The sequence below is a fragment of the Bradyrhizobium daqingense genome (genome assembly GCF_021044685.1).
GTDB lineage: Bacteria > Pseudomonadota > Alphaproteobacteria > Rhizobiales > Xanthobacteraceae > Bradyrhizobium > Bradyrhizobium daqingense.
This window is the reverse complement of sequence record NZ_CP088014.1, coordinates 4,780,928-4,800,727: the sequence shown is the minus strand read 5'-3', so window position 1 is coordinate 4,800,727 and position 19,800 is coordinate 4,780,928. Positions and strand designations below refer to the sequence as shown.

Genomic DNA, 19,800 nt, shown 5'->3' with positions numbered 1-19,800 from the left:
GGTCGCTGCCGCCTGCAACTTGGCCCGCTCATTCGCAGGCGCGCTGCGGCCCGCCCTTCGGACCGGATTGGCTCGCGGGCGCACGCGCGGCTTCGGCGCGTCTGCCGTGACGGTCACCGCCGGCAACGTGCCCACCCCCGCCGCCTGGGGCGCAGCGCTTTGCGCGCTCGTGCCGTGCAAGACGCCATCGCTGCACAACGCAATGGAAACCACGGAGATCGCGAAGGCTCTCGGGCTGGCGCACGTCAGAAACGTCTTGATGCGAGCGGCAAGAACGGCAACAGGACGGCAAAACACTTTCAACGACATCGCACCAGCTTCCGAATTCATGAACATGAACGTCGGAGCGACGTGCCGTGGGTGCCTCCGTCGAGTCAACGAAAGCACCCTTGAATCTCAGTAGTTTATAATAAGACAAGGTCTAAATCGCGTGAGGGTTGCGAAACAGGACTCTCGACGCAACGCCCGCGCGCACGACCGCGCGACGCGCGCTCCCGCGAAGCGCCGCTTATACGAATGCAACGATGGGGGATTCGGCGCTTGCACCGAACCTGTGGCAGGTGATCGCTCGCATCCAGCCGACGCGGCGAGTGTCTTGATGACGTGGTCGCCGCCCCTCGCTGGAGAGGAAGGTCACACCGATCGGAGCTTCAACGTCACTCCGCCGAGGCCTTGGCGTGCCGCTCGGACGATTCGAGCGCTGCCGCGGTCAGGCTGCGCCTGCGCCAGATGCTGCCGACAATCAGCACGGTGAGGATGCCAAGGACCGCGCAGAAATATTCGCCGCCTGCACCGCCATGGGCAAATTGCGGCGGGATACGGAAGACTCCGAGCACGCCGTCCAGCGCGGCGCCGAGCGGGCCGTCGAACAGCGTGTGCAGCTTCGGCGCCACGGCAGGATCGGTCGCGATCACCTCGCCCGAGATCCAGCCGAGCAGCGCCGCACCAGCCCAGACCAGCACCGGCAGCTTCGTGAGCAGTGCCATAATCAGCGCGGCACCGGCGACGATCAGCGGAACGCTGACGGCAAGGCCGAGGACCAACAGCGGCACGCTGCCATTGGCGGCGGCGGCCACCGCGATGACATTGTCGAGACTCATGACGATGTCGGCGACCACGACGATCTGGACGGCCTGCCACAGATGCGAGGCGGCATCGACGTCGTCCTCGTCCTCGTTTTCCGGCACCAGGAGCTTTGCCGCAATCACGATCAGCGCGAGGCCGCCGATCAGCTTGAGATAAGGCAGCTCCATCAGGGTTGCGACGATGCCGGTGAAGATGATCCGCAGCATCACGGCTGCGCCGGCACCGAAGATCATGCCCCAGAGCCGGTGCCGCGGCGACAGACCGCGGCAAGCAAGCGCGATCACCAACGCGTTGTCACCGGAGAGCAGGATGTTGATCCAGATGATCTTGCCGACCGCGAGCCAGAAGGTCGGCGCTGCCATCTCGTTGCGGAACTGGGTGAAGAATGCCCCGATCGTAGCGGGATCGAAGATCTGCCAGAGCCAGTCCACAAGTAAGTCCTTTCGCCCGTCGTTCTAACCTCTCGGCTGATTGATCAGCCGACGATCTCGTTGCCCGAGAAGAACTGAGCGATCTCGATCGCGGCCGTCTCCGGCGCATCCGAGCCGTGCACCGAATTCTCGCCGATCGACTTGGCGTAGAGCTTGCGGACGGTACCCTCGGCGGCCTTGGCCGGATCGGTGGCGCCCATCACCTCACGATATTTGGCAATGGCGCCCTCGCCTTCCAGCACCTGCACCACGACCGGGCCCGAGGTCATGAAGTCGACGAGCTCGCCGAAGAACGGGCGCGCCTTGTGGACGGCATAGAAGGTCTCTGCCTGGTCCTTGGTCATGCGGATGCGCTTCTGCGCGACGATGCGCAGGCCCGCCTTCTCGATCACGGCGTTGACCGCGCCGGTCAGGTTACGCTCGGTCGCGTCGGGCTTGATGATCGAAAAGGTGCGTTCGATGGCCATAAGTCTTGTCCCTGGGAAGAATACGGTGGTTCGGAGGTTTGCGGGGCTTATATCGGCGCCTTTGCCGGACGGCAAGCGGCCGCACTGGCGCTTCGGCGCAGGGGACCTTGGGGTGGATTACAACAATTTCACCCAGATGAACCCAATCTGCAGCGTCCGTCAGGGCTCCGTTCAGCTTCGCCGGCATAAGGTCGGTCCCATCGACGCGACAGGCTCGCGCCGGCCGTTTTGAGGAGATCACCATGTTGAGGAAACTTTCGCTCGCCGCCGTTGCCGCGCTGGCGCTCGGTGCCGCGCTGGCGCCGACCTCCGCCTCCGCTCACTGGCATGGCGGTTGGCACGGCGGAGGCTGGCACGGCGGCGGCTGGCACCGCGGCTGGGGTGGTGGACCACGCTTCTATGCTGGCGGCCCCGTCTCTTACGGCTATGGCGGTTGCTATGTGCGCCGGCTGGTCCCGACCCCCTGGGGACCTCGCTGGCGGCTGATCAACCGTTGCTACTGAGCCCGACAGCACCTTCTGCACAGCACCTTCCTGCAAAAGGGGTACCCTACGCCCCCCAAGGTACCCCTTCCCAGGACAGGCCCCGGCGTTCCCCGCCGGGGCCTTTTATTTGGACGCACTTTGGAGGGTTCATACAATTTTGACGAGAATGCCGGCATTCCCCGCCGGACGGCGAAACCATTTTCGGGCCAGAGACTTGGTACCGTGTTGATACTTTGAGAACACGGAACCACGCGATGGCTGGCCTTTCTGCCAATGACAGCGAACAGATCGATCGGCGCACCAGCCGCTCGATTTGCGACGCCGTGGGCGAACGGCTTCAGCAGAGCCTGCGCCCCGAGCCCCGGCTCCCGACGCATCTCGAGCAGCTGCTGAACGAATTGCGGCGCCGCGAGCGCGACACGTACTGACTTGCTGCACGGACCTATCACTGAAAAACGGGTTGCGTTCGAGGCGCCTTGCGGTGACAAGGCCGCATGCTTGCCATCGCAGACCTCTCCGTCCGGCTTGCCGGACGCCTTCTGATTGACCAGAGTTCCGTGCAGATCACGCCCGGGTCGCGCGTCGGCCTGGTCGGGCGCAACGGCACAGGCAAGTCGACCCTGTTCAAGGTGATCCGCGGCGAGCTTGCGGCCGAGCACGGCACAGTGACCCTCCCGCCACGCTGGCGCATCGGCAGCCTCGCGCAGGAAGCCCCGAACGGCCCCGAAAGCCTGATCTCCGTCGTGCTCAGGGCCGACCTCGAACGCGACGCGCTGCTCACTGAAGCCGAGCGCGCGATCGATCCGCACCGCATCGCGGAGATCCAGACCCGCCTCGTCGACATCGACGCGCATTCGGCGCCGAGTCGTGCCGCCGCGATTCTCTCCGGTCTCGGCTTCTCCGCCGCCGATCAGCTCCGGCCCTGCGCCGAATTCTCCGGCGGCTGGCGCATGCGCGTCGCGCTGGCCGCGACGCTGTTCGCAGCCCCTGACTTGCTGCTGCTCGACGAGCCCACGAACTATCTCGATCTCGAAGGCACGCTGTGGCTGGAGGATCACCTTGCGCATTATCCGCGCACGGTGATCGTGATCAGCCACGACCGCGACCTCCTGGACAGCTCGGTCGACCAGATCCTGCATCTGGAGCGCGGCAAGCTCACCCTCTACAAGGGCACCTACTCCTCTTTCGAGGAGCAGCGCGCCGCGCGCGAGCTGCTCGATGCCAAGCAGGTCAAGCGCCAGGAGGCCGAACGCGCGCGGCTGCAGGCCTTCGTCGACCGCTTCAAGGCCAAGGCGTCGAAAGCAAGGCAAGCGCAGTCTCGCGTGAAAATGCTGGAGCGGCTGAAGCCGATCACGGCGCTGGTCACCGAGGACGTGCGCGAGATCAGCTTTCCCGCGCCGGAGAAGATCCTGTCGCCGCCGATCATCGCGGCAGACAACGTGTCGGTCGGCTACGACCCCGCGAGCCCCGTGCTCAATCGCGTCACCCTGCGCATCGACAATGACGACCGCATCGCGCTGTTAGGTGCCAACGGCAACGGCAAGTCGACGCTGGTCAAGCTGCTAGCCGGACGGCTCGCGCCATTCTCGGGAAAAGTGACACGCGCGGACAAGCTGTCGATCGCCTATTTCGCCCAGCACCAGCTCGACGAGCTCAACGAGGACGCATCCGCCTACGACCATGTGCGCAAGCTGATGGGCGATGCGCCCGAAGCCAAGGTGCGCGCGCGCGCCGGCGCGATCGGCTTCTCCGGCAAGGCCGCCGACACCAAGGCCGGCAGGCTCTCCGGCGGCGAGAAGGCCCGGCTGCTACTGGGCCTTGCCACCTTCTTCGGCCCCAACATGATCATCCTGGACGAGCCGACCAACCATCTCGACATCGACAGCCGCGCGGCGCTCGCGGAAGCCATCAACGAATTCCCGGGCGCCGTCATCATGGTCTCGCACGACCGCTATCTGATCGAGGCCTGTGCCGAACGGCTGTGGATCGTCGCCGACCGCACCGTGACCAATTACGACGGCGATCTCGACGAATACCGCCGCCTGGTGCTGTCCGCGCGCAACGCCGAAGCCCCGCGCGAACGCAGCGCCGTGAGCGAGAAGCCGCAGCGAGCGAAGTCCGACAATCGCGGCTCACTGAAGAAGCGCATCGCGGACGCCGAGGCCGAGATCGCACGCGTCAGCGAGATCATCAGCAAGATCGACACGGCTCTCGCTTTGCCCGACATCTTCACGCGCGATCCCAAGCAGGCCGCGCAATTGTCGAAGGCCCGTGCCAACGCCGCGGACGCGCTGGCGCGCGCCGAGGAGCAATGGCTCGCGGCGAGCACGCAGTTCGACGAGGCGGCCGGGTAACGCCGAGTCAGCGGGCCCGCGTCATCCAAACGTGCAAAACAACCCCATGCACAGTAGCGGCATTATCATACCGCACTACTGTTCATTGAATCAGCTGAACTTTATCCGCCAATCGGCATGCTGCAACATGCGGGAATCGCTCAGTCCGCGTACTGCCCGGCGGCCTTGATGATCGGCGCCCAGCGATCGATCTCGCTCGTCAGGACCGCGCCGAGCGCCTCCGGCGTCGCCTTGTCCTGCGGGACCGGCTCGGTGTTGATGTCGTTGAACCGCGCGATCAGCGTCGGATCCTTCAGCGCCGTCTGCAGCGCCGCCGTCAGCTTCTGAACGACCGCGGGCGGCGTGCCCTTCGGTGCATAGATGCCGTGCCAGACACCGAGCTCGAAGCCCTTCAGGCCGGCCTCGTCCGCGGTCGGCAGATCCGGCAGGCTCTTCAGCCGCTCCTTGGTGGTGATGGCATAGGCCTTGACCTGCTTGGCGCTGATCGGCCCGGTGGTGTTAGTCGCCTGGTCGCAGGTGAGATCGATCTGCTTGCCGAGCAGATCGTTCATGATGGGGCCGTTGCCCTTGTAGGGCACGGTCGTGAGCTGCTTCTGGATCGCCGTCATGAACAGCATGCCGCACAGATGCGAAGCCGCGCCGAGGCCGGCATTGGCGTAAGTCAGTTTGTCGCCCTGCTGCTGGGCGTAAGCGACCAGTTCCTTGAGCGTGTTGGGCGGGAAATCGGGGCGCGCGATGATCGTCATCGGCGCGTTGGTCACGAGCCCGATCGGCGCAAACGCCGTCTTGGTGTCATAGCTGAGGTTGCGGTAGAGCGTGGCCGCGGTCGAGATGCCGACGTGATGGATCAGCAGCGTGTAGCCGTCCGGCTGGGCGCGCGCGGCGCGGGTCGTGCCGATGGTGCCGCCGGCGCCGGTCGCATTCTCGACGATGACCTGCTGGCCCAGGGATTTGCCCATGCCCGCCGCGGTCAGCCGGGCGATGGTGTCGGTCGGCCCGCCCGCGGCGAACGGCACCAGGATGGTGATGGGCCTGGTCGGATAGTCCTGGGCGATGGCCGCACCGAGCGGCAGTAGCAGAGCCGATACGAGGGCAGTGAAGAACCGCATAGTCTCCTCCGGATTGTTGTTGGCGCCATCAAAGCGCATTCCGGGGCGCGCGGCCACCACGAAAGCGACGTCGCCTGGAGCATCGCGATCACATCATCTTCGCGACGCCGTCGCTCGGGTGCCGGCAAGCAGCCGGGTCTGTTCGCTGCCGCGATGAACTCGTGCCCCCGATTGATCTCCGTCGCACGGTCTCCGGGCCGCACGGCGTCCTGGCAACACACCGCAAGAAGCGGCGGTCGACTCTCTCCCGTGCCGCGCGCTAAGTATGGCCCTCGGTCTCACTTTCCAGCTTCGTCCGCAGGGCCGCGACGATACGATGAACAGTCTGCAGGTCCTTGACCGACAGCCCTTCCGAAAGGCTGTTGACCCACGGCATCTGCAAGGCCATGGCGGCATCGAAAGCACGCCGCCCCTTGTCGGTCAGGACGACGAGCTGCGCTCGCCGGTGATGCGGGTTGGTCTCGAAAGCGACGAGGCCTTCCGCGTGCAGGTCATTGACGATCCGCTGCACGTTTTGGCGATTGGCACCGAGATCGCGGGCCAGCCAGGCCACCGGCTGGGGGCGCTCCGCATCGACGATGGCGCCGAGAATCTGCCAGCGGGCGCTCGTGAGCCCAAGCTTGGCCACCAGGCGGTCCCCTGCAGTCAAGAGCAGACTATTCAGCCGGAACAAGTCGAGCACGAGGTTGGTCAGAGCATCGCCGGCCGGGGTTCGTTGGGATTTCGGCATTCGTCACCATAAACCATTATTGACATCATGATGTCAAATTACTATGCTGTCCATAATGACATATTGACACCATAGGACCAACTTGAACGGAGCCCGTCATGGCACACCTACGCCCACTGGACCCCCATTTTCCTATCGAACGTCAACTCGGCATCGAGACCGGCCCCGTGGTGCTGGTGAATCTGTTCACGCTCGATCAGGCCGACGAACAAAGCTTCCTCCAGGTTTGGCAAGACGATGCCGCCTTCATGAAGCGGCAACCGGGCTTCATCTCCACCCAGCTTCACCGAGCGGTCGGCGATGGTCCGACATATCTGAACTATGCGGTTTGGGAATCGACCGCCGACTTTCGGGCTGCGTTCACGCACCCCGAGTTCAGATCGAAGATCTCGGCCTATCCCTCATCCGCCGTCGCCTCCCCGCATCTGTTCGAGAAGGTTGCGGTGCCCGGCATCTGTATCGCCTAGCTCGCATCGAAACGGCAGGACCCGGTGACCAAGATCATCCACCCAGTAGCAGGAGCGGTCGCGCTGACGATGATTGCGACCTTCTGGCTTTCCACGGCTCTCACCGAACTGTTTGCTTCGCAGCAGAGCATCGCCATGGTGAAGACGGCTATACCGTGGGGCTTCCTGTTGCTGGTTCCGGCGTTGGCGGTGACGGGAGGTTCAGGGTTCTTCCTAGCAAAGGGACGGCGCGCGGGCCTGATCGGTGCGAAGATCAGACGTATGCCGTTCATCGCCGGCAACGGCATCCTGGTTCTGATTCCCGCCGCGTTGTTTCTCGCCTCCAAGGCGAAGGCCGCGGAGTTCGACGCCACGTTCTATGCGGTGCAGGGTCTCGAATTGTTCGCCGGAGCAACGAACATCATTCTTCTCGGCCTCAACATGCGCGACGGCTTCAAGATGAAGGGCCGTTTCCGCACTCGCCAGTCTGCTCGCTTCAACACCAAGCCGATCCTCTGAGCGCGCCGCGAACCCGGCTTTCCGTCGGCACCGCCCGGCTCACGTCCTAAGTCGAGGACTCCTCTGTTTCACTGGAGCCGAAGCGATCCCCGCTTAGCCGTGCTTCTTCTTCGACTTGGTCGCCTTCGGCACCGGCTGCGGGTCCGGATTGCCTTCGATCGCGGACAGACGGCCTGCGGTGAAGGTGTAGATGCCGGCGCGCGGGCCGGTCGTCCAGGTCACCACGGCGACGCGCCGGCCGGCGGCATCGTTGGAGAGGTTGACGGTCGAGGGCGCACCGATGCCGCGGACCACGTCGCATTCGGTGTGGCCGAGCGCGACTGTGCCGCCCGCCGGCGCGGATGGCGTCGTCGATGCATTGGCGTCGGCCGGACCGGGAGGCGGCGCCATGCCGGGACAGCCGCCGTCGGCGCTGACGAGGTCTTCGGCTCTCACCGGCTTGTCAGGCGTGAGCGGCGGCGATTCGATCGAGATGTTCTTGATGAAGAGCCGGCCGGGCTTCTGGAACCATTCGGCATCCTTCGACAGCAGATCGCTGGCGCCGCCCGAGCAGCCCGCAACCAGCGGTGCTACGGCAACGAGCGCAATCATGAGCGAGCCGGGAAGCTTTTGATGTCGCACGATAAACTAATTCCCCGCGTGAAGGACCAGCCCTAAACAATTGTCCCAACATTCCTTTGCGGCACGAAGGTGACCGAAGCCAGCATCGTTCGAAAAGTGCAAATTATCATTAATTGCCGACGGTCGCTAATTGCGCTTGTGCCACCGGCCCCGCTCGTCGGCCTGCCAATAGGTGACATCAAATCCCCGCGCCTTGCAATCCGTCCAGGCGCTGCGGGCGAGCGCCAGCGCGTCGGGATCGTCGCCGTCGAACAGCAGCACTATGCGCTCATAGGCCTGCGCATCCTGCGGCAGCGCGGCGCTGTCGACCAGGAAGCGGACATTGGCGCCGTTCGGATTGCCCTCCTCGATCGCCAGCACGATCGGCTGATCGGCGGCATCGTTCACGCGCCATGTCGCATGCGGCAGGAAGGAATCGTCGCGATAGGTCCATAAGTGCGCATCCAGCGCATCGGCGCGCTCCTCCGACGTCGACTGCACCACGACGCGCCAGCCGCGCTCGAGCGATTTCTCGAGAAGCGGCGGCAATACGTTCTCCACCGTCATGTTTTGCAGATGATAGAACAGCACTTCAGTCATTGCAGTTCATTCGGCAGTTCATTTGCGCTCGTAATGGTCGGCGACCAGACGATCCAGCAGACGGACGCCATAGCCGCTTCCCCAGCTCTGGTTGATGTCGGTCTTCGGCGCGCCCATAGCCGTGCCGGCGATGTCGAGATGGGCCCAGGGCACGCCGTCGACGAAGCGCTGGAGGAACTGCGCGGCGGTGACCGAGCCGCCGTGACGGCCGCCGGTGTTCTTCATGTCGGCGAATTGGGAATCGATCAGCTTGTCGTATTCGGGGCCGAGCGGCATGCGCCAGACCTTTTCCCCGCTCTCGATGCCGGCCGCGAGCAGCCGGTCGGCGAGTTCGTCATTGTTGGAGAACATGCCGGCATGCTCGGTGCCGAGCGCGACCACGATGGCGCCGGTCAGCGTCGCCAGATCCACCATGAATTTCGGCTTGGTCTTCTTGGCGACGTACCAGAGCACGTCGGCGAGCACGAGGCGGCCTTCCGCGTCGGTGTTGATGATCTCGATGGTCTGGCCCGACATCGAGGTGACGATGTCGCCCGGCCGCTGCGCATTGCCGTCGGGCATGTTCTCGACGAGGCCGATGGCGCCGACCACGTTGGCCCTGGCCTTGCGCGCGGCGAGCGCATGCATCAGGCCGACGACGCAGGCCGCTCCCCCCATGTCACCCTTCATGTCCTCCATGCTGCCGGCGGGCTTGATCGAAATGCCGCCGGTATCGAAGCAGACGCCCTTGCCGACGAAGGCGACCGGGGCTTCGCCTTTCTTGCCGCCGTCCCAGCGCATGATCACGGTGCGGCTCGGCCGCGCCGAGCCCTGGCCGACGCCAAGCAGCGCGCCCATGCCAAGCTTCTGCATCGCCTTGACGTCGAGCACCTCGACCTTGACGCCGAGCTTGCGGAGCTGGCTGGCTCTGCGGGCGAATTCCTCGGGGAAAAGCACGTTCGGCGGCTCGTTGACGAGGTCGCGCGCGATGACCACGCCGTCGACGACGTGGGCGGCCGCGGCAAACGCCTTCTTCGCAGCGGCGACATCGCCGACCGCCAGCGAGATGTCGGCGCGCGAAGCGCCCTCCTCGCTGTCCTTCTTCCTGGTCTTGTAGCGGTCGAACTTGTAGGCGCGCAGGCGAAGGCCCGAGGCGATCGCGACCGCCTGCTCACTGGTCATGGCGCCATCGGGCAATTCGGCGATGATGGTCATGGCGGCTGTCCCGGCCGAGAGCTTGCTGGCGGCCACGCCGCCGAATTTGAGGAAATCGTTCGCTTTCAGATTGGTCCCCTTGCCCGCGCCAATCACCAGCAGCCGGGTGGCCTTCACCCCCTCGGGAGCCAGGATGTCCAGCGCAGCGCCGGTCTTGCCCTTGAAGGCGGCGGCGGAGGCCGCCCGTTTCACGAGGTCGGCACCGCCGCCGAGCGCCTTCGCCGTCGCCGGCCCCAGCTTCAGGCCATCGTCGCAGAACACGACCAGGATGCCACGGGGGGCGGCAGACAATGGGACAAAGCCGACCTTGATGGCATCGGACATGGGTAACTCCTCCAAAACATGGGGCTTTTGCCGCTCTACGGTCCCGGCCATGGTCCCGAGCTGAACGGCGATTCACTGAGGCACCCGTACTATGGGCCAGCCGCCCCGCTACTGCCAAGCACCCCCCGTGGCCACGAGGCCACAACGAGCGAAATATTAACCATATGTTGAGGGTGCCATGGGGCGGCCATTTTGTTGACGGATCAAAGGGATGGTAGTGAGAGAGTGAGCCGCCGGAACAGATGCGCTGGCCGTCCCTTGGGGATCCCTTGCGGGATTGGGGCGGACAGCCGGTTTCCGGGGTGGCATTGGGGTCTTGGTGGGGATTCGTGCGGTAGCGCATGGGGTCGATCGATAGGTATATCTTCCGCACGACGCTGGCGTCGTTTGCGCTGGTCCTGGTCAGCCTCACCGGCGTGATCTGGATTACGCAGGCGTTGCGCGGCATCGACCTGATGACGAGCCAGGGTCAGACCATCCTCACCTTCCTCGGCATCACCAGCCTCGTCATCCCCGCCCTCATCCTGATCATCTCGCCGATCGCGTTGATGATCGCGATCTCGCACACGCTGAACAAGCTGGCGACCGATTCCGAGATCATCGTGATGAATGCGGCGGGCTTCTCGCCGTTCCGGCTGTTCTATCCGTTCTTCTATGCCACTTGCGTGGTCGCACTGCTGGTCGCCTTCATCGCGGCCTATCTCGCCCCCGACGGCATGCGGCGGATCAAGCAGTGGGACGCCGAGATCACTGCCGACGTGCTCACCAACATCCTGCAACCGGGCCGCTTCGCCCAGCTCGACAAGAACCTGACGATCCGAATCCGCGAGCGCCTGCCCGGCGGCATCCTGGCCGGCATCTTCATCGACGACCGCCGCGATCCCAACGAGCGCGTCTCCATCGTCGCCGAGCACGGCGAAGTCGTGAAGAACGGGAACGGATCGTTCCTTGTTCTTGAGAAGGGCAATCTCCAGCGCTTCGAGGCCGGCAAGCGCGATCCCGCGCTGGTGGCGTTCGGGCGCTACGGCTTCGACATGTCGAAATTCTCGGGCCAAGGCCGCGACGTCACCCTCGGCATCCGAGAGCGCTATTTGTGGGAGCTGTTCTCGCCCTCCGACGACGACCCCGTGTACAAACAGATCCCCGGTCAGTTCCGCGCCGCGCTGCACGACAGCATCCTGGCGCCGATCTATCCCTTCGCCTTTGCCGTGCTGACCTTCGCATTTCTCGGGGCGCCGCGCACCACCCGCCAGAGCCGCAACTTCTCGATCACCTCCTCGATCGTCGCGGTGTTCGGCCTGCGCATGGCCGGCTTCGCCTGCTCGGTGATGGCCGTGAAATCGCCCGGCGCGGTGCTGGTGCAATATGCGATGGTCTTCGGCGCCATCGGCATCGGGCTCGCGATGATCATCGGCGGCCTCGTGGTCGAGCCGCCTCCCCGCCTCATGGAGGCCATCAACAGATCGAACGCGCGGATTGCGCGGCTGTTCGGACGGCCGGCCACCGCATGAGCATGCTCACCAACACACTCGGGCGCTATTTCGCCGGCCGCTTCGTGGTCGCCGCGCTCGGCGTGTTCGGCGGCATCTTCCTGCTGCTCGTGCTGGTCGACTACATCGAGATGGTGCGCAAGACCTCGGGCCTTGCCTCGGCATCGGCGCTCATGGTGGCCGAGACCTCGCTGTTTCGGGTGCCGCAGCTTCTGGAGAAGCTGACGCCGTTCTGCATGCTGATCGGCGCCATGACCTGCTATCTCGCCCTCTCCCGCCGGCTCGAGCTCGTGGTGGCGCGCGCCGCCGGCATCTCCGCCTGGCAGTTCATCTCGCCGGCGCTCGGCAGCGCACTGCTGATCGGGGTGATCGCCACCGTCGCCTACAATCCGATGTCGGCCAATCTGCGCGAGCTGTCCAAGCGCATGGAGGCGGAGCTGTTCGGATCGGCGCCCGGCGGCGGCATCCAGGATGCCTCCGGCTTCTGGCTCAACCAGGTCACCAGCGACGGCCAGACCATCATCAATGCGGCGCGCAGCGAGAAACAGGGCGTCCGGCTCACCGGTCTGACGCTGTTCCGGTTTGACACGGAGCAGCACTTCAAGGAGCGGATCGAGGCGCGCGAGGCGACGCTTGAGGCCGGCCATTGGCTGTTCAAGGGCGTTCGCCGCTACTCGCTGGACTCGCCGCCGGTCGACCAGGCGACCCTCGACATTCCGACGACGCTGACCGAGGCGCAGGTCCGCAACAGCTTTTCCACACCGGAGACTGTGTCCTTTTGGCAACTACCGAGCTACATCCGCTCCTCCGAAAGCTCGGGCTTCGCGACAGCAGGCTACCGACTCCAGTATCAGAAGCTTCTGGCCCAGCCGTTTTTGCTGGCAGCCATGGTGATGTTGGCGGCTTCCGTGTCGCTGCGCTTCTTCCGGATGGGCGGCGTGCAGAAGATGGTTTTGAGTGGCGTGGGCGCAGGCTTTCTGCTCTACGTTCTGTCGAAAGTAACTGAGGACTTGAGCAAGGCTGAGTTGATGCATCCGATCGCTGCGGCGTGGTTGCCCGTTGTGGTGGGCGGCCTCACCGGCTTTTTGGCCTTGCTCTATCAGGAGGACGGATAGTGACTGCCGTCCACCGAGGGCTCGTGTCTCGTTCGACGCGGCGCACATCGGTGTGCCCGAACGGGTGCGGCTTGTCCGTCCGAAGGCTGCTGCTCGCCGTCGTCACCGCCGCCTCGCTCGGCGGGTTGATCGACGTCGCCGCCGTGGCGCCGGCCTCCGCCCAGACCTTCACCTACAATCCGCTGCCGCCGCGCCCGAAGCCGGCGCCTGCACCCCACGACAACCAGATGCTGGTGCAGGCGACCGAGGTCGATTACGACTACAACAACTCGCGCGTCTCGGCGGTCGGGAACGTCCAGCTGTTCTACAACGGCACCAGTGTCGAGGCCGACCGGGTCATCTACGACCAGAAGACCAAGCGGCTCCATGCCGAAGGCAACATCCGCATGACGGATGCCGACGGCAAGATCACCTATGCCGAGATCATGGATCTCTCCGACGATTACCGCGACGGTTTCGTCGATTCGCTGCGCGTGGACACCGCCGACCAGACCCGCATGGCCGCCAGCCGCGCCGACCGCTCCAGCGGCAATTACACGGTGTTCGAGAACGGCGTCTACACGGCCTGCGCGCCGTGTAAGGACGATCCGAAGAAGCCGCCGCTGTGGCAGGTCAAGGGTGCGCGCATCATCCACGACCAGCAGGAGAAGATGCTGTATTTCGAGACGGCACAGCTCGAATTCTTCGGCGTGCCGCTCGCCTACATGCCCTATTTCTCGACGCCCGACCCGACCGTGAAGCGCAAGTCCGGCTTCTTGATGCCGGGCTATTTCCCGGGCACGACGAACACCGGCTTCGGCGCCGAAGTTCCGTATTACTGGGCGATCGCGCCCGACATGGATGCGACCATCACCCCCCGCTTCATGACGCGGCAGGGCGTGATGCTGCAGGGCGAATTCCGCCAGCGCCTGATCGACGGCGCCTACCAGATCCGCGCTTACGGCATCAACCAGCTCGATCCCGGAGCGTTTGCCGGGCAGCCCGGCGACCGCGACTTCCGCGGCGCCATCGACACCAAGGGTCAGTTCGCGCTGAACGACAAATGGGTCTGGGGCTGGGACGGCGTCCTGATGTCCGACTATTATTTCTTCTCGGACTACCGCCTCTACCAGTACCGCGATCCGCTCGGCTCGTTCCTGCTGCTGCCGACGGAAGCGCTGTCGCAGCTCTATCTCACCGGCGTCGGCAATCGCAGCTTCTTCGATGCGCGCACGATGTACTGGCTGAGCTATTCGGGCAACCAGAGCCAGGTGCCGATCGTCCATCCGGTGATCGACTACTCGAACGTGCTGAACTATCCCGTCTTCGGCGGCGAGTTCAGCTACAAGACCAATTTCATCAACCTGTCGCGTGACGAGGCGGTGTTCGATCCGATCACGACGATCGCCAACACCAACAGCCTGTGCGCGACCGCGTCGGCCGATCCGCTGGCCCGGACGCCCTCGCAGTGCCTGCTGCGCGGCTTCCCCGGCACCTACACCCGCTTCACCGCGGAAGCACAGTGGCGCAAATCCTTCACCGACCCGTTCGGCCAGATCTGGACGCCATTTGCCAGCCTGCGCGGCGACGCGATCAATTCCTCGATCTCCAACCAGCCGGGCGTGTCGAACTACCTGCCCGTCGGCGACACCCAGGCGTTCCGCCTGATGCCGACCGTGGGCCTGGAATACCGCTATCCCTTCATCAACATCCAGCCCTGGGGCTCGACCACGGTCGAACCGATCGCGCAGATCATCATCCGGCCGAACGAGACCTATGCCGGCAAGTTGCCGAACGAGGACGCCCAGAGCATGGTGTTCGACGCCTCGAACCTGTTCAGCGTCGACAAGTTCTCCGGCTACGATCGCGTCGAGGGTGGCGGCCGCGCCAATGTCGGCGTGCAATCCACCACGCAGTTCGACAAGGGCGGCGCCGTGAAAGTGCTGTTCGGCCAGTCCTACCAGCTGTTCGGCATGAACTCCTTCGCGGTCCGGGACAGCATCAACACCGGCATCGATTCCGGCCTCGACAAGCCGCGCTCCGATTACGTCGCGAGCGCCAGCTATTCGCCCAACCGCACCTACACGTTCAGCGTCCGCTCCCGCATGGACGAGCAGACCTGGAACGTGCAGCGCTTCGAGGCGGAAGGCCGCGCCAATTTCGATCGCTGGTCGGTCGCCGTGCTGTACGGCAACTACGCGCCGCAGCCGGAACTCGGCTATCTCACCCGCCGCGAGGGCATCCTGACCTCGGGCTCGATCAAGGTCGCCGCCAATTGGGTGCTGCAGGGCTCGGCGCGCTGGGATCTCGAAGCCAACAAGATCAACCAATATGTGGTCGGAGCGGGCTATGTCGACGATTGCTTCGTGCTGGCAGCGAACTATGTAACTTCGTATAGCTATTCGGCGGGCACCGCCCCGCCCGTGCTGAGCCATGCGTTCATGTTCCAGATCGGCCTGCGCACGCTGGCGACCTCGTCGACGAGCAGCGGTTCCGCTGGCCTCCAGTGAGCGGTTTGAATTGCCGGCCGCGCGGCCCCGATCGCAGGCAACGTGGCTGACATGCGAGCGAAAATCATGACGATCCCATTGCCTGTGTTCCGCCTCCTGCTCGCCCTCGGCGTCGGACTGATCATGACCGGCCTGCCCTCGCCGTCGCGCGCACAGAACATCGTGCTCATGGTCAACGGCGAACCCATCACCGATTTCGACATCGATCAGCGCTCCAAGCTCGATCAGCTGACGACCCAGAAGGTCCCGACGCGGGAGCAGGTGATCAACGAGCTGATCGACGACAAGGTGAAGATGAAGGAGGGCAAGAAGTACGGAGTCGATCCCGGCGTCTCCGACATCAACCAGTCCTACGAAGGCATGGCGCAGCGCATGCGCATCACGCCGGAGCAGCTCACCAAGTCGCTCGAATCCAAGGGCGTGCGCCCCGAGACGCTGAAGGCCCGCATGAAGTCCGAGATGGTCTGGACCAGCCTCGTGCGCGGCCGCTACAAGGAGAAGCTGATGGTCGGCGAGCGCGACGTCGCGCAGGCCGTCCAGGCCCAGACCGGCGAGAAGCTCCAGATCGAGGGCACCGAATACAAGATGCAGCCGATCGTTCTGATCGTGCCGCGCGGCTCGTCTCCGGCATTCCTGGAAACACGCAAAAAGGAAGCCGAGACCTATCGCTCGCGCGTCGCAAGCTGCGAGGAAGCCAATTCGCTGTTCCGCTCGACACCGAATGCCACCATCCGCGACACCGTGACCAAGACCACGGCGGAACTGCCCGAGCCGCTGCGCAAGGTGCTCGACGACACGCCGATCGGGCGCCTGACCGCGCCCGAGATGACCAAGAACGGCATCGAGATGGTGGTGCTGTGCTCGCGCAAGCCGACCATGATCGACACGCCGAAGAAGCGTGAGGTCCGCGAGAAGATGTATCAGGAGAAGTACGAGAGGACCCAGAAGGCGTATCTCGACGAGCTCCGCAAGGCGGCGATGATCGAATATCGCAACCGCTGATGGCCGAGCCTTCCTCAGAGCGCCCGGCAAGGCCCCTCGCCCTGACCCTGGGAGAGCCTGCCGGCATCGGTCCCGACATCACCATCGCGGCTTGGCTCAGACGCCGCGAGCTGGACCTGCCCGCCTTCTATCTGCTCGGCGACGAGGCGCTGATCGCGCGGCGCGCCAAGGCGCTCGGTGCCGACGTAAGGATCGCCGCGGTGGGTGCCGGCGAGGCTGCGGCTGCCTTTGCCGACGCCCTTCCCGTGGTCGCCACCGGCGAGCGCGCCACCGCCGAGCCCGGCAAGCCCGACGCATCAAGCGCGCCGGCTGCGCTCGCCTCGATCCGCCAGGCGGTCGCCGACGTTCGCGAGGGACGCGCCGCCGCCGTCGTCACCAATCCGATCGCCAAGAGCGTGCTCTATCGCGCGGGCTTCCGCCATCCCGGCCACACCGAATACCTTGCCGAGTTCGCAGCCGTGGACGGCCGCGTGCCGCAGCCGGTGATGATGCTGTGGTCGCCGCGGCTCGCCGTGGTGCCCGTGACCATCCACGTCTCGGTGCGCGAGGCGCTGGCCCAGCTCACGAGCGAGCTGATCGTCTCGACTGTCCGCATCGTCGCGGCCGAGCTCCAATCCCGCTTCGGCATCACGAAGCCGCGCATCGCGGTTTCCGGCCTCAATCCGCACGCCGGCGAGGACGGCTCGCTTGGCCATGAGGAGCAGACCATCATCGCGCCGGCGCTGAAGCTGCTGCGCAACGACGGCATCGAGGCCAGGGGCCCGCTGCCCGCCGACACCATGTTCCACGAAGCCGCGCGCAACACCTATGACTGCGCAGTCTGCATGTATCACGACCAGGCGCTGATCCCGATCAAGACGGTGGCGTTCGACGACGCCGTCAACGTCACGCTCGGTCTGCCCTTCATCCGCACCTCGCCCGATCACGGCACTGCCTTCGACATCGCCGGCACCGGCAAGGCCAATCCGGCCAGCCTGATCGCGGCGCTTCGCCTGGCGAGCCGCATGGCGGCAGCGACGCTCTGATGAGCGCGATCGACGACCTCCCGCCGCTGCGCGAGGTCATCCGCCAGCACGCGCTGTCGGCCCGGAAATCGCTGGGGCAAAACTTCCTGCTCGACCTCAATCTGACCGCGCGCATCGCGCGCGCCGCGGCGCCGCTCGAAGACTCCACCGTCGTCGAGATCGGCCCTGGCCCGGGCGGGCTGACGCGGGCCTTGCTCGCGCTCGGCGCGCAGCGCGTCATCGCCATCGAGCATGACGAGCGCGCGATCCCGGCCTTGCAGGATATCTCCGCGCGCTACCCCGGCCGGCTCGAGATCGTGCACGGCGATGCCATGACCTTCGACCCGCGCCCGCTGCTCGATGGCGAACGCGCAAAGATCGTCGCCAACCTGCCCTACAACATCGCGACCCAGCTCCTCATCAACTGGCTCACGATCGAGCCCTGGGCGCCCTGGTACGAGATGATGGTGCTGATGTTCCAGCGCGAGGTCGGCGAGCGCATCGTCGCGCGCGAGGACGAGGAGGCCTATGGCCGTCTCGGCGTCCTCGCCAATTGGCGCTGCGAGACCAAGATCCTGTTCGACATCGCGCCGTCCGCCTTCGTGCCGCCGCCGAAGGTCACCTCCTCCGTCGTGCGCCTCACACCGCGTGCAGAACCTTTGCCGTGCGATCGCAGACTGCTCGAGCAGGTCGCAGCCGCAGCGTTCGGCCAGCGCCGCAAGATGCTGCGGCAAAGCCTGAAATCGCTCGGCGCCGATCCCGCGCGGCTCACGCAAGCGGCCGGCGTCGATGCGACGCGGCGCGCCGAGACCATTCCGATTTCCGGCTTTGTTGCCATGGCCTGCGAATTGGCGGATATACGAAAGCAGGCTGAATAACAGGAATTTCGGAGGAAGGAATATGGCGCTGATGCGCAGGCAGTCCCTGGTCAAGTTCGACGCGCCCTTGTGCGAGACCATCGTCGACACGCCGAAGCCGCAAGGCCGCGAAGTTCTGGTGCGCATCGAGCGCTGCGGCCTCTGCCACTCCGATCTCCACATCCAGGACGGCTACGCCGACCTCGGCGGCGGCAAGAAGCTCGACACCACGCGCGGCATGACGCTGCCCTTCACGCTCGGCCACGAGATCGCCGGCGTCGTCGACGAAGTCGGTCCCGATGTCGAAGCCGGTCTCGTCGGCACGAAGAGAGCCGTGTTTCCGTGGATCGGCTGCGGCCAGTGCCGCGACTGCCAGAACGGCGACGAGAACCTCTGCGTCAAGCAGCGCTTCCTCGGCGTCTCCATCGACGGCGGCTTCGCCACCCACGTGCTGGTGCCCGACGCCAAATATCTGCTCGACTACGATCCCCTGCCCGTCAATCAGGCCGCGACCCTGATGTGCTCGGGCGTCACCGCTTACGGCGCGCTCAAGCGCCTGGTCGACCGTCCGCGCCAGCGCAATTTGCTGCTGATCGGCCTCGGCGGCGTCGGCATGATGGGCCTGTCGTTCGCGCAGGCGATGTTCAAGCAGCCGATCACGGTCGCCGACCTCTCGCCGGCCGCGCGCGACACCGCGCTGAAGAACGGCGCGGCTGTCGCCTACGATCCCGCCGAGCAAGACGTGATCAAGCGCATCCTCAAGGAGACCGAGGGCGGCTTCGACGAGATCGTGGATTTTGCCGGCAACGAGAAGTCGATGGCCTTCGCCGTCGCGGTCGCCGCGCGCGGCGGAAAGATCGTGGTCTCCGGCTTGATGGGGGGCCAGTTCACGCTGCCGATGGTGCAATGGGTCTACAAGCGCATGACCGTCGAGGGCTTCATGGTTGGCACGCTCGCGGAAGCTCACGAGCTGATGGCGCTGGCCCGCGCCGGCAAGATCAAGCCGACCCCGATACGCGAGGAACCGATGGGTGACGTCCAGAAATGGATCGACGAGCTGCGTGCCGGCAAGGTCGTCGGCCGCATCGTGCTGAAGAACTGACAGCCGAGCGGCGGGCCCGACGCAAGTCTCGCCCGCCGCACGGAACGCCTGCGGCCGGCCTGCGTTGGCTGCGCATGTCGATCCGATGCACCGTCGAAAGCGCATTCTTCATCGCCTGGAGCTGTCTGGAGAAGAGCGGCGAGCTCGGTCCTCCGGACGAGAGCGCCAACGTCATTCTCGACGCCATCGAAGCGCAGCTTCGGACCGGCGAACGCCGGCAGCTGATGCTCGCCAACAGGGCGATCGACATCTACCGCGCGCATGCGGCCAAGAGCGACAACGCCGGGAAACCCGAAGCACGCCTTGGATGATGGTCTTCTGCGACGCCGGCTGATGATCGCAAACCTTCGTATGTTCACTGCGACACAGACCGGCGCGGCCGCCGGCGCCGGATTC

General features: G+C 65.1%; 21 protein-coding genes. 14 read left to right on the top strand and 7 right to left on the bottom strand.

Annotated features, from left to right (window positions below):
• The first annotated feature begins 106 nt into the window (after positions 1-106).
• Positions 107-403, top strand: a complete 297-nt coding sequence (locus tag LPJ38_RS22610; RefSeq protein ID WP_145632274.1) for a hypothetical protein — start codon at positions 107-109, stop codon at positions 401-403.
• A 253-nt stretch (positions 404-656) separates the two neighbouring features.
• Here the strand turns inward: LPJ38_RS22610 and LPJ38_RS22605 are convergent, their stop codons facing one another.
• Together LPJ38_RS22605 and ndk are read right to left on the bottom strand one after the other, a co-directional pair.
• Positions 657-1,517 carry a TerC family protein gene (locus tag LPJ38_RS22605; protein ID WP_145632277.1) on the bottom strand — a complete coding sequence of 287 codons (861 nt, stop codon included), beginning with the start codon at positions 1,515-1,517 and terminating at the stop codon, positions 657-659.
• Between the two features lie 44 nt (positions 1,518-1,561).
• Positions 1,562-1,984, bottom strand: coding sequence for a nucleoside-diphosphate kinase (ndk, locus tag LPJ38_RS22600; protein ID WP_130216087.1), 423 nt, complete (start codon positions 1,982-1,984; stop codon positions 1,562-1,564).
• A gap of 242 nt (positions 1,985-2,226) precedes the next feature.
• Between ndk and LPJ38_RS22595 the strand changes: the two genes are divergently transcribed.
• The 3 genes from LPJ38_RS22595 to LPJ38_RS22585 all read left to right on the top strand — a co-directional run bounded on the left by LPJ38_RS22595 (position 2,227) and on the right by LPJ38_RS22585 (position 4,823).
• Positions 2,227-2,487 carry a sulfur globule protein precursor gene (locus LPJ38_RS22595; protein WP_145632280.1) on the top strand — a complete coding sequence of 87 codons (261 nt, stop codon included), beginning with the start codon at positions 2,227-2,229 and terminating at the stop codon, positions 2,485-2,487.
• Between the two features lie 236 nt (positions 2,488-2,723).
• Complete coding sequence (locus LPJ38_RS22590) at positions 2,724-2,897, top strand: hypothetical protein (protein WP_167520421.1); 174 nt, start codon at positions 2,724-2,726, stop codon at positions 2,895-2,897.
• Between the two features lie 66 nt (positions 2,898-2,963).
• Positions 2,964-4,823 (top strand): ABC-F family ATP-binding cassette domain-containing protein, encoded by a 1,860-nt coding sequence (locus LPJ38_RS22585; protein WP_145632283.1) that lies wholly within the window; start codon positions 2,964-2,966, stop codon positions 4,821-4,823.
• Between the two features lie 140 nt (positions 4,824-4,963).
• Here the strand turns inward: LPJ38_RS22585 and LPJ38_RS22580 are convergent, their stop codons facing one another.
• Together LPJ38_RS22580 and LPJ38_RS22575 are read right to left on the bottom strand one after the other, a co-directional pair.
• On the bottom strand, positions 4,964-5,932 hold the full coding sequence (locus tag LPJ38_RS22580) for a tripartite tricarboxylate transporter substrate-binding protein (protein ID WP_145632286.1): 969 nt from the start codon (positions 5,930-5,932) through the stop codon (positions 4,964-4,966).
• Positions 5,933-6,191: 259 nt separating this feature from the next.
• Complete coding sequence (locus tag LPJ38_RS22575; RefSeq protein WP_145632289.1) at positions 6,192-6,662, bottom strand: MarR family winged helix-turn-helix transcriptional regulator; 471 nt, start codon at positions 6,660-6,662, stop codon at positions 6,192-6,194.
• A 98-nt stretch (positions 6,663-6,760) separates the two neighbouring features.
• Between LPJ38_RS22575 and LPJ38_RS22570 the strand changes: the two genes are divergently transcribed.
• Together LPJ38_RS22570 and LPJ38_RS22565 are read left to right on the top strand one after the other, a co-directional pair.
• Positions 6,761-7,129, top strand: a complete 369-nt coding sequence (locus LPJ38_RS22570; RefSeq protein WP_145632292.1) for an antibiotic biosynthesis monooxygenase family protein — start codon at positions 6,761-6,763, stop codon at positions 7,127-7,129.
• A 24-nt stretch (positions 7,130-7,153) separates the two neighbouring features.
• The gene (locus LPJ38_RS22565; RefSeq protein WP_145632296.1) at positions 7,154-7,627 is read left to right on the top strand and encodes a hypothetical protein; all 474 of its coding nucleotides are present in this window, start codon (positions 7,154-7,156) and stop codon (positions 7,625-7,627) included.
• Positions 7,628-7,720: 93 nt separating this feature from the next.
• Here LPJ38_RS22565 and LPJ38_RS22560 read toward each other — a convergent pair whose 3' ends face one another.
• The 3 genes from LPJ38_RS22560 to LPJ38_RS22550 form a co-directional block, all read right to left on the bottom strand.
• Positions 7,721-8,218: a hypothetical protein gene (locus tag LPJ38_RS22560; protein WP_167520422.1), complete on the bottom strand. Its 498-nt coding sequence runs from the start codon at positions 8,216-8,218 to the stop codon at positions 7,721-7,723.
• 156 nt (positions 8,219-8,374) lie between these two features.
• The gene (locus LPJ38_RS22555; protein ID WP_145632302.1) at positions 8,375-8,827 is read right to left on the bottom strand and encodes a DNA polymerase III subunit chi; all 453 of its coding nucleotides are present in this window, start codon (positions 8,825-8,827) and stop codon (positions 8,375-8,377) included.
• A gap of 18 nt (positions 8,828-8,845) precedes the next feature.
• The gene (locus LPJ38_RS22550) at positions 8,846-10,345 is read right to left on the bottom strand and encodes a leucyl aminopeptidase (RefSeq protein ID WP_167520423.1); all 1,500 of its coding nucleotides are present in this window, start codon (positions 10,343-10,345) and stop codon (positions 8,846-8,848) included.
• Positions 10,346-10,686: 341 nt separating this feature from the next.
• Between LPJ38_RS22550 and lptF the strand changes: the two genes are divergently transcribed.
• The 8 genes from lptF to LPJ38_RS22510 all read left to right on the top strand — a co-directional run bounded on the left by lptF (position 10,687) and on the right by LPJ38_RS22510 (position 19,715).
• Positions 10,687-11,856 (top strand): LPS export ABC transporter permease LptF, encoded by a 1,170-nt coding sequence (gene lptF, locus LPJ38_RS22545; protein ID WP_145632308.1) that lies wholly within the window; start codon positions 10,687-10,689, stop codon positions 11,854-11,856.
• Positions 11,853-12,950, top strand: coding sequence for an LPS export ABC transporter permease LptG (lptG, locus tag LPJ38_RS22540; RefSeq protein ID WP_145632311.1), 1,098 nt, complete (start codon positions 11,853-11,855; stop codon positions 12,948-12,950). The genes lptF and lptG overlap by 4 nt, the downstream gene beginning before the upstream one ends.
• Positions 12,950-15,439 (top strand): LPS-assembly protein LptD, encoded by a 2,490-nt coding sequence (locus LPJ38_RS22535; protein WP_167520424.1) that lies wholly within the window; start codon positions 12,950-12,952, stop codon positions 15,437-15,439. Before lptG ends, LPJ38_RS22535 begins: the two co-directional genes overlap by 1 nt.
• Positions 15,440-15,505: 66 nt before the next feature.
• The gene (locus tag LPJ38_RS22530) at positions 15,506-16,441 is read left to right on the top strand and encodes a SurA N-terminal domain-containing protein (protein ID WP_167520425.1); all 936 of its coding nucleotides are present in this window, start codon (positions 15,506-15,508) and stop codon (positions 16,439-16,441) included.
• A complete protein-coding gene (pdxA, locus tag LPJ38_RS22525) occupies positions 16,441-17,466 on the top strand; it encodes a 4-hydroxythreonine-4-phosphate dehydrogenase PdxA (protein WP_145632320.1) in 1,026 nt (341 codons plus the stop codon). The genes LPJ38_RS22530 and pdxA overlap by 1 nt, the downstream gene beginning before the upstream one ends.
• On the top strand, positions 17,466-18,323 hold the full coding sequence (rsmA, locus tag LPJ38_RS22520; protein ID WP_145632323.1) for a 16S rRNA (adenine(1518)-N(6)/adenine(1519)-N(6))-dimethyltransferase RsmA: 858 nt from the start codon (positions 17,466-17,468) through the stop codon (positions 18,321-18,323). The genes pdxA and rsmA overlap by 1 nt, the downstream gene beginning before the upstream one ends.
• A 22-nt stretch (positions 18,324-18,345) precedes the next feature.
• On the top strand, positions 18,346-19,404 hold the full coding sequence (locus LPJ38_RS22515; protein WP_145632326.1) for an alcohol dehydrogenase: 1,059 nt from the start codon (positions 18,346-18,348) through the stop codon (positions 19,402-19,404).
• Between the two features lie 74 nt (positions 19,405-19,478).
• Positions 19,479-19,715, top strand: coding sequence for a hypothetical protein (locus tag LPJ38_RS22510; protein WP_145632329.1), 237 nt, complete (start codon positions 19,479-19,481; stop codon positions 19,713-19,715).
• The last annotated feature ends 85 nt before the right edge of the window (positions 19,716-19,800 follow it).

Coding starts and splice junctions, on each gene's coding strand:
- ndk (WP_130216087.1), bottom strand. CDS start 1,984: ATGGCCATCGAACGCACCTTTTCGATCATCAAGCCCGACGCGACCGAG.
- LPJ38_RS22595 (WP_145632280.1), top strand. CDS start 2,227: ATGTTGAGGAAACTTTCGCTCGCCGCCGTTGCCGCGCTGGCGCTCGGT.
- LPJ38_RS22590 (WP_167520421.1), top strand. CDS start 2,724: ATGGCTGGCCTTTCTGCCAATGACAGCGAACAGATCGATCGGCGCACC.
- LPJ38_RS22585 (WP_145632283.1), top strand. CDS start 2,964: ATGCTTGCCATCGCAGACCTCTCCGTCCGGCTTGCCGGACGCCTTCTG.
- LPJ38_RS22580 (WP_145632286.1), bottom strand. CDS start 5,932: ATGCGGTTCTTCACTGCCCTCGTATCGGCTCTGCTACTGCCGCTCGGT.
- LPJ38_RS22575 (WP_145632289.1), bottom strand. CDS start 6,662: ATGCCGAAATCCCAACGAACCCCGGCCGGCGATGCTCTGACCAACCTC.
- LPJ38_RS22570 (WP_145632292.1), top strand. CDS start 6,761: ATGGCACACCTACGCCCACTGGACCCCCATTTTCCTATCGAACGTCAA.
- LPJ38_RS22560 (WP_167520422.1), bottom strand. CDS start 8,218: ATGATTGCGCTCGTTGCCGTAGCACCGCTGGTTGCGGGCTGCTCGGGC.
- LPJ38_RS22555 (WP_145632302.1), bottom strand. CDS start 8,827: ATGACTGAAGTGCTGTTCTATCATCTGCAAAACATGACGGTGGAGAAC.
- LPJ38_RS22550 (WP_167520423.1), bottom strand. CDS start 10,345: ATGTCCGATGCCATCAAGGTCGGCTTTGTCCCATTGTCTGCCGCCCCC.
- lptF (WP_145632308.1), top strand. CDS start 10,687: ATGGGGTCGATCGATAGGTATATCTTCCGCACGACGCTGGCGTCGTTT.
- lptG (WP_145632311.1), top strand. CDS start 11,853: ATGAGCATGCTCACCAACACACTCGGGCGCTATTTCGCCGGCCGCTTC.
- LPJ38_RS22530 (WP_167520425.1), top strand. CDS start 15,506: ATGACGATCCCATTGCCTGTGTTCCGCCTCCTGCTCGCCCTCGGCGTC.
- pdxA (WP_145632320.1), top strand. CDS start 16,441: ATGGCCGAGCCTTCCTCAGAGCGCCCGGCAAGGCCCCTCGCCCTGACC.
- rsmA (WP_145632323.1), top strand. CDS start 17,466: ATGAGCGCGATCGACGACCTCCCGCCGCTGCGCGAGGTCATCCGCCAG.
- LPJ38_RS22515 (WP_145632326.1), top strand. CDS start 18,346: ATGGCGCTGATGCGCAGGCAGTCCCTGGTCAAGTTCGACGCGCCCTTG.
- LPJ38_RS22510 (WP_145632329.1), top strand. CDS start 19,479: ATGTCGATCCGATGCACCGTCGAAAGCGCATTCTTCATCGCCTGGAGC.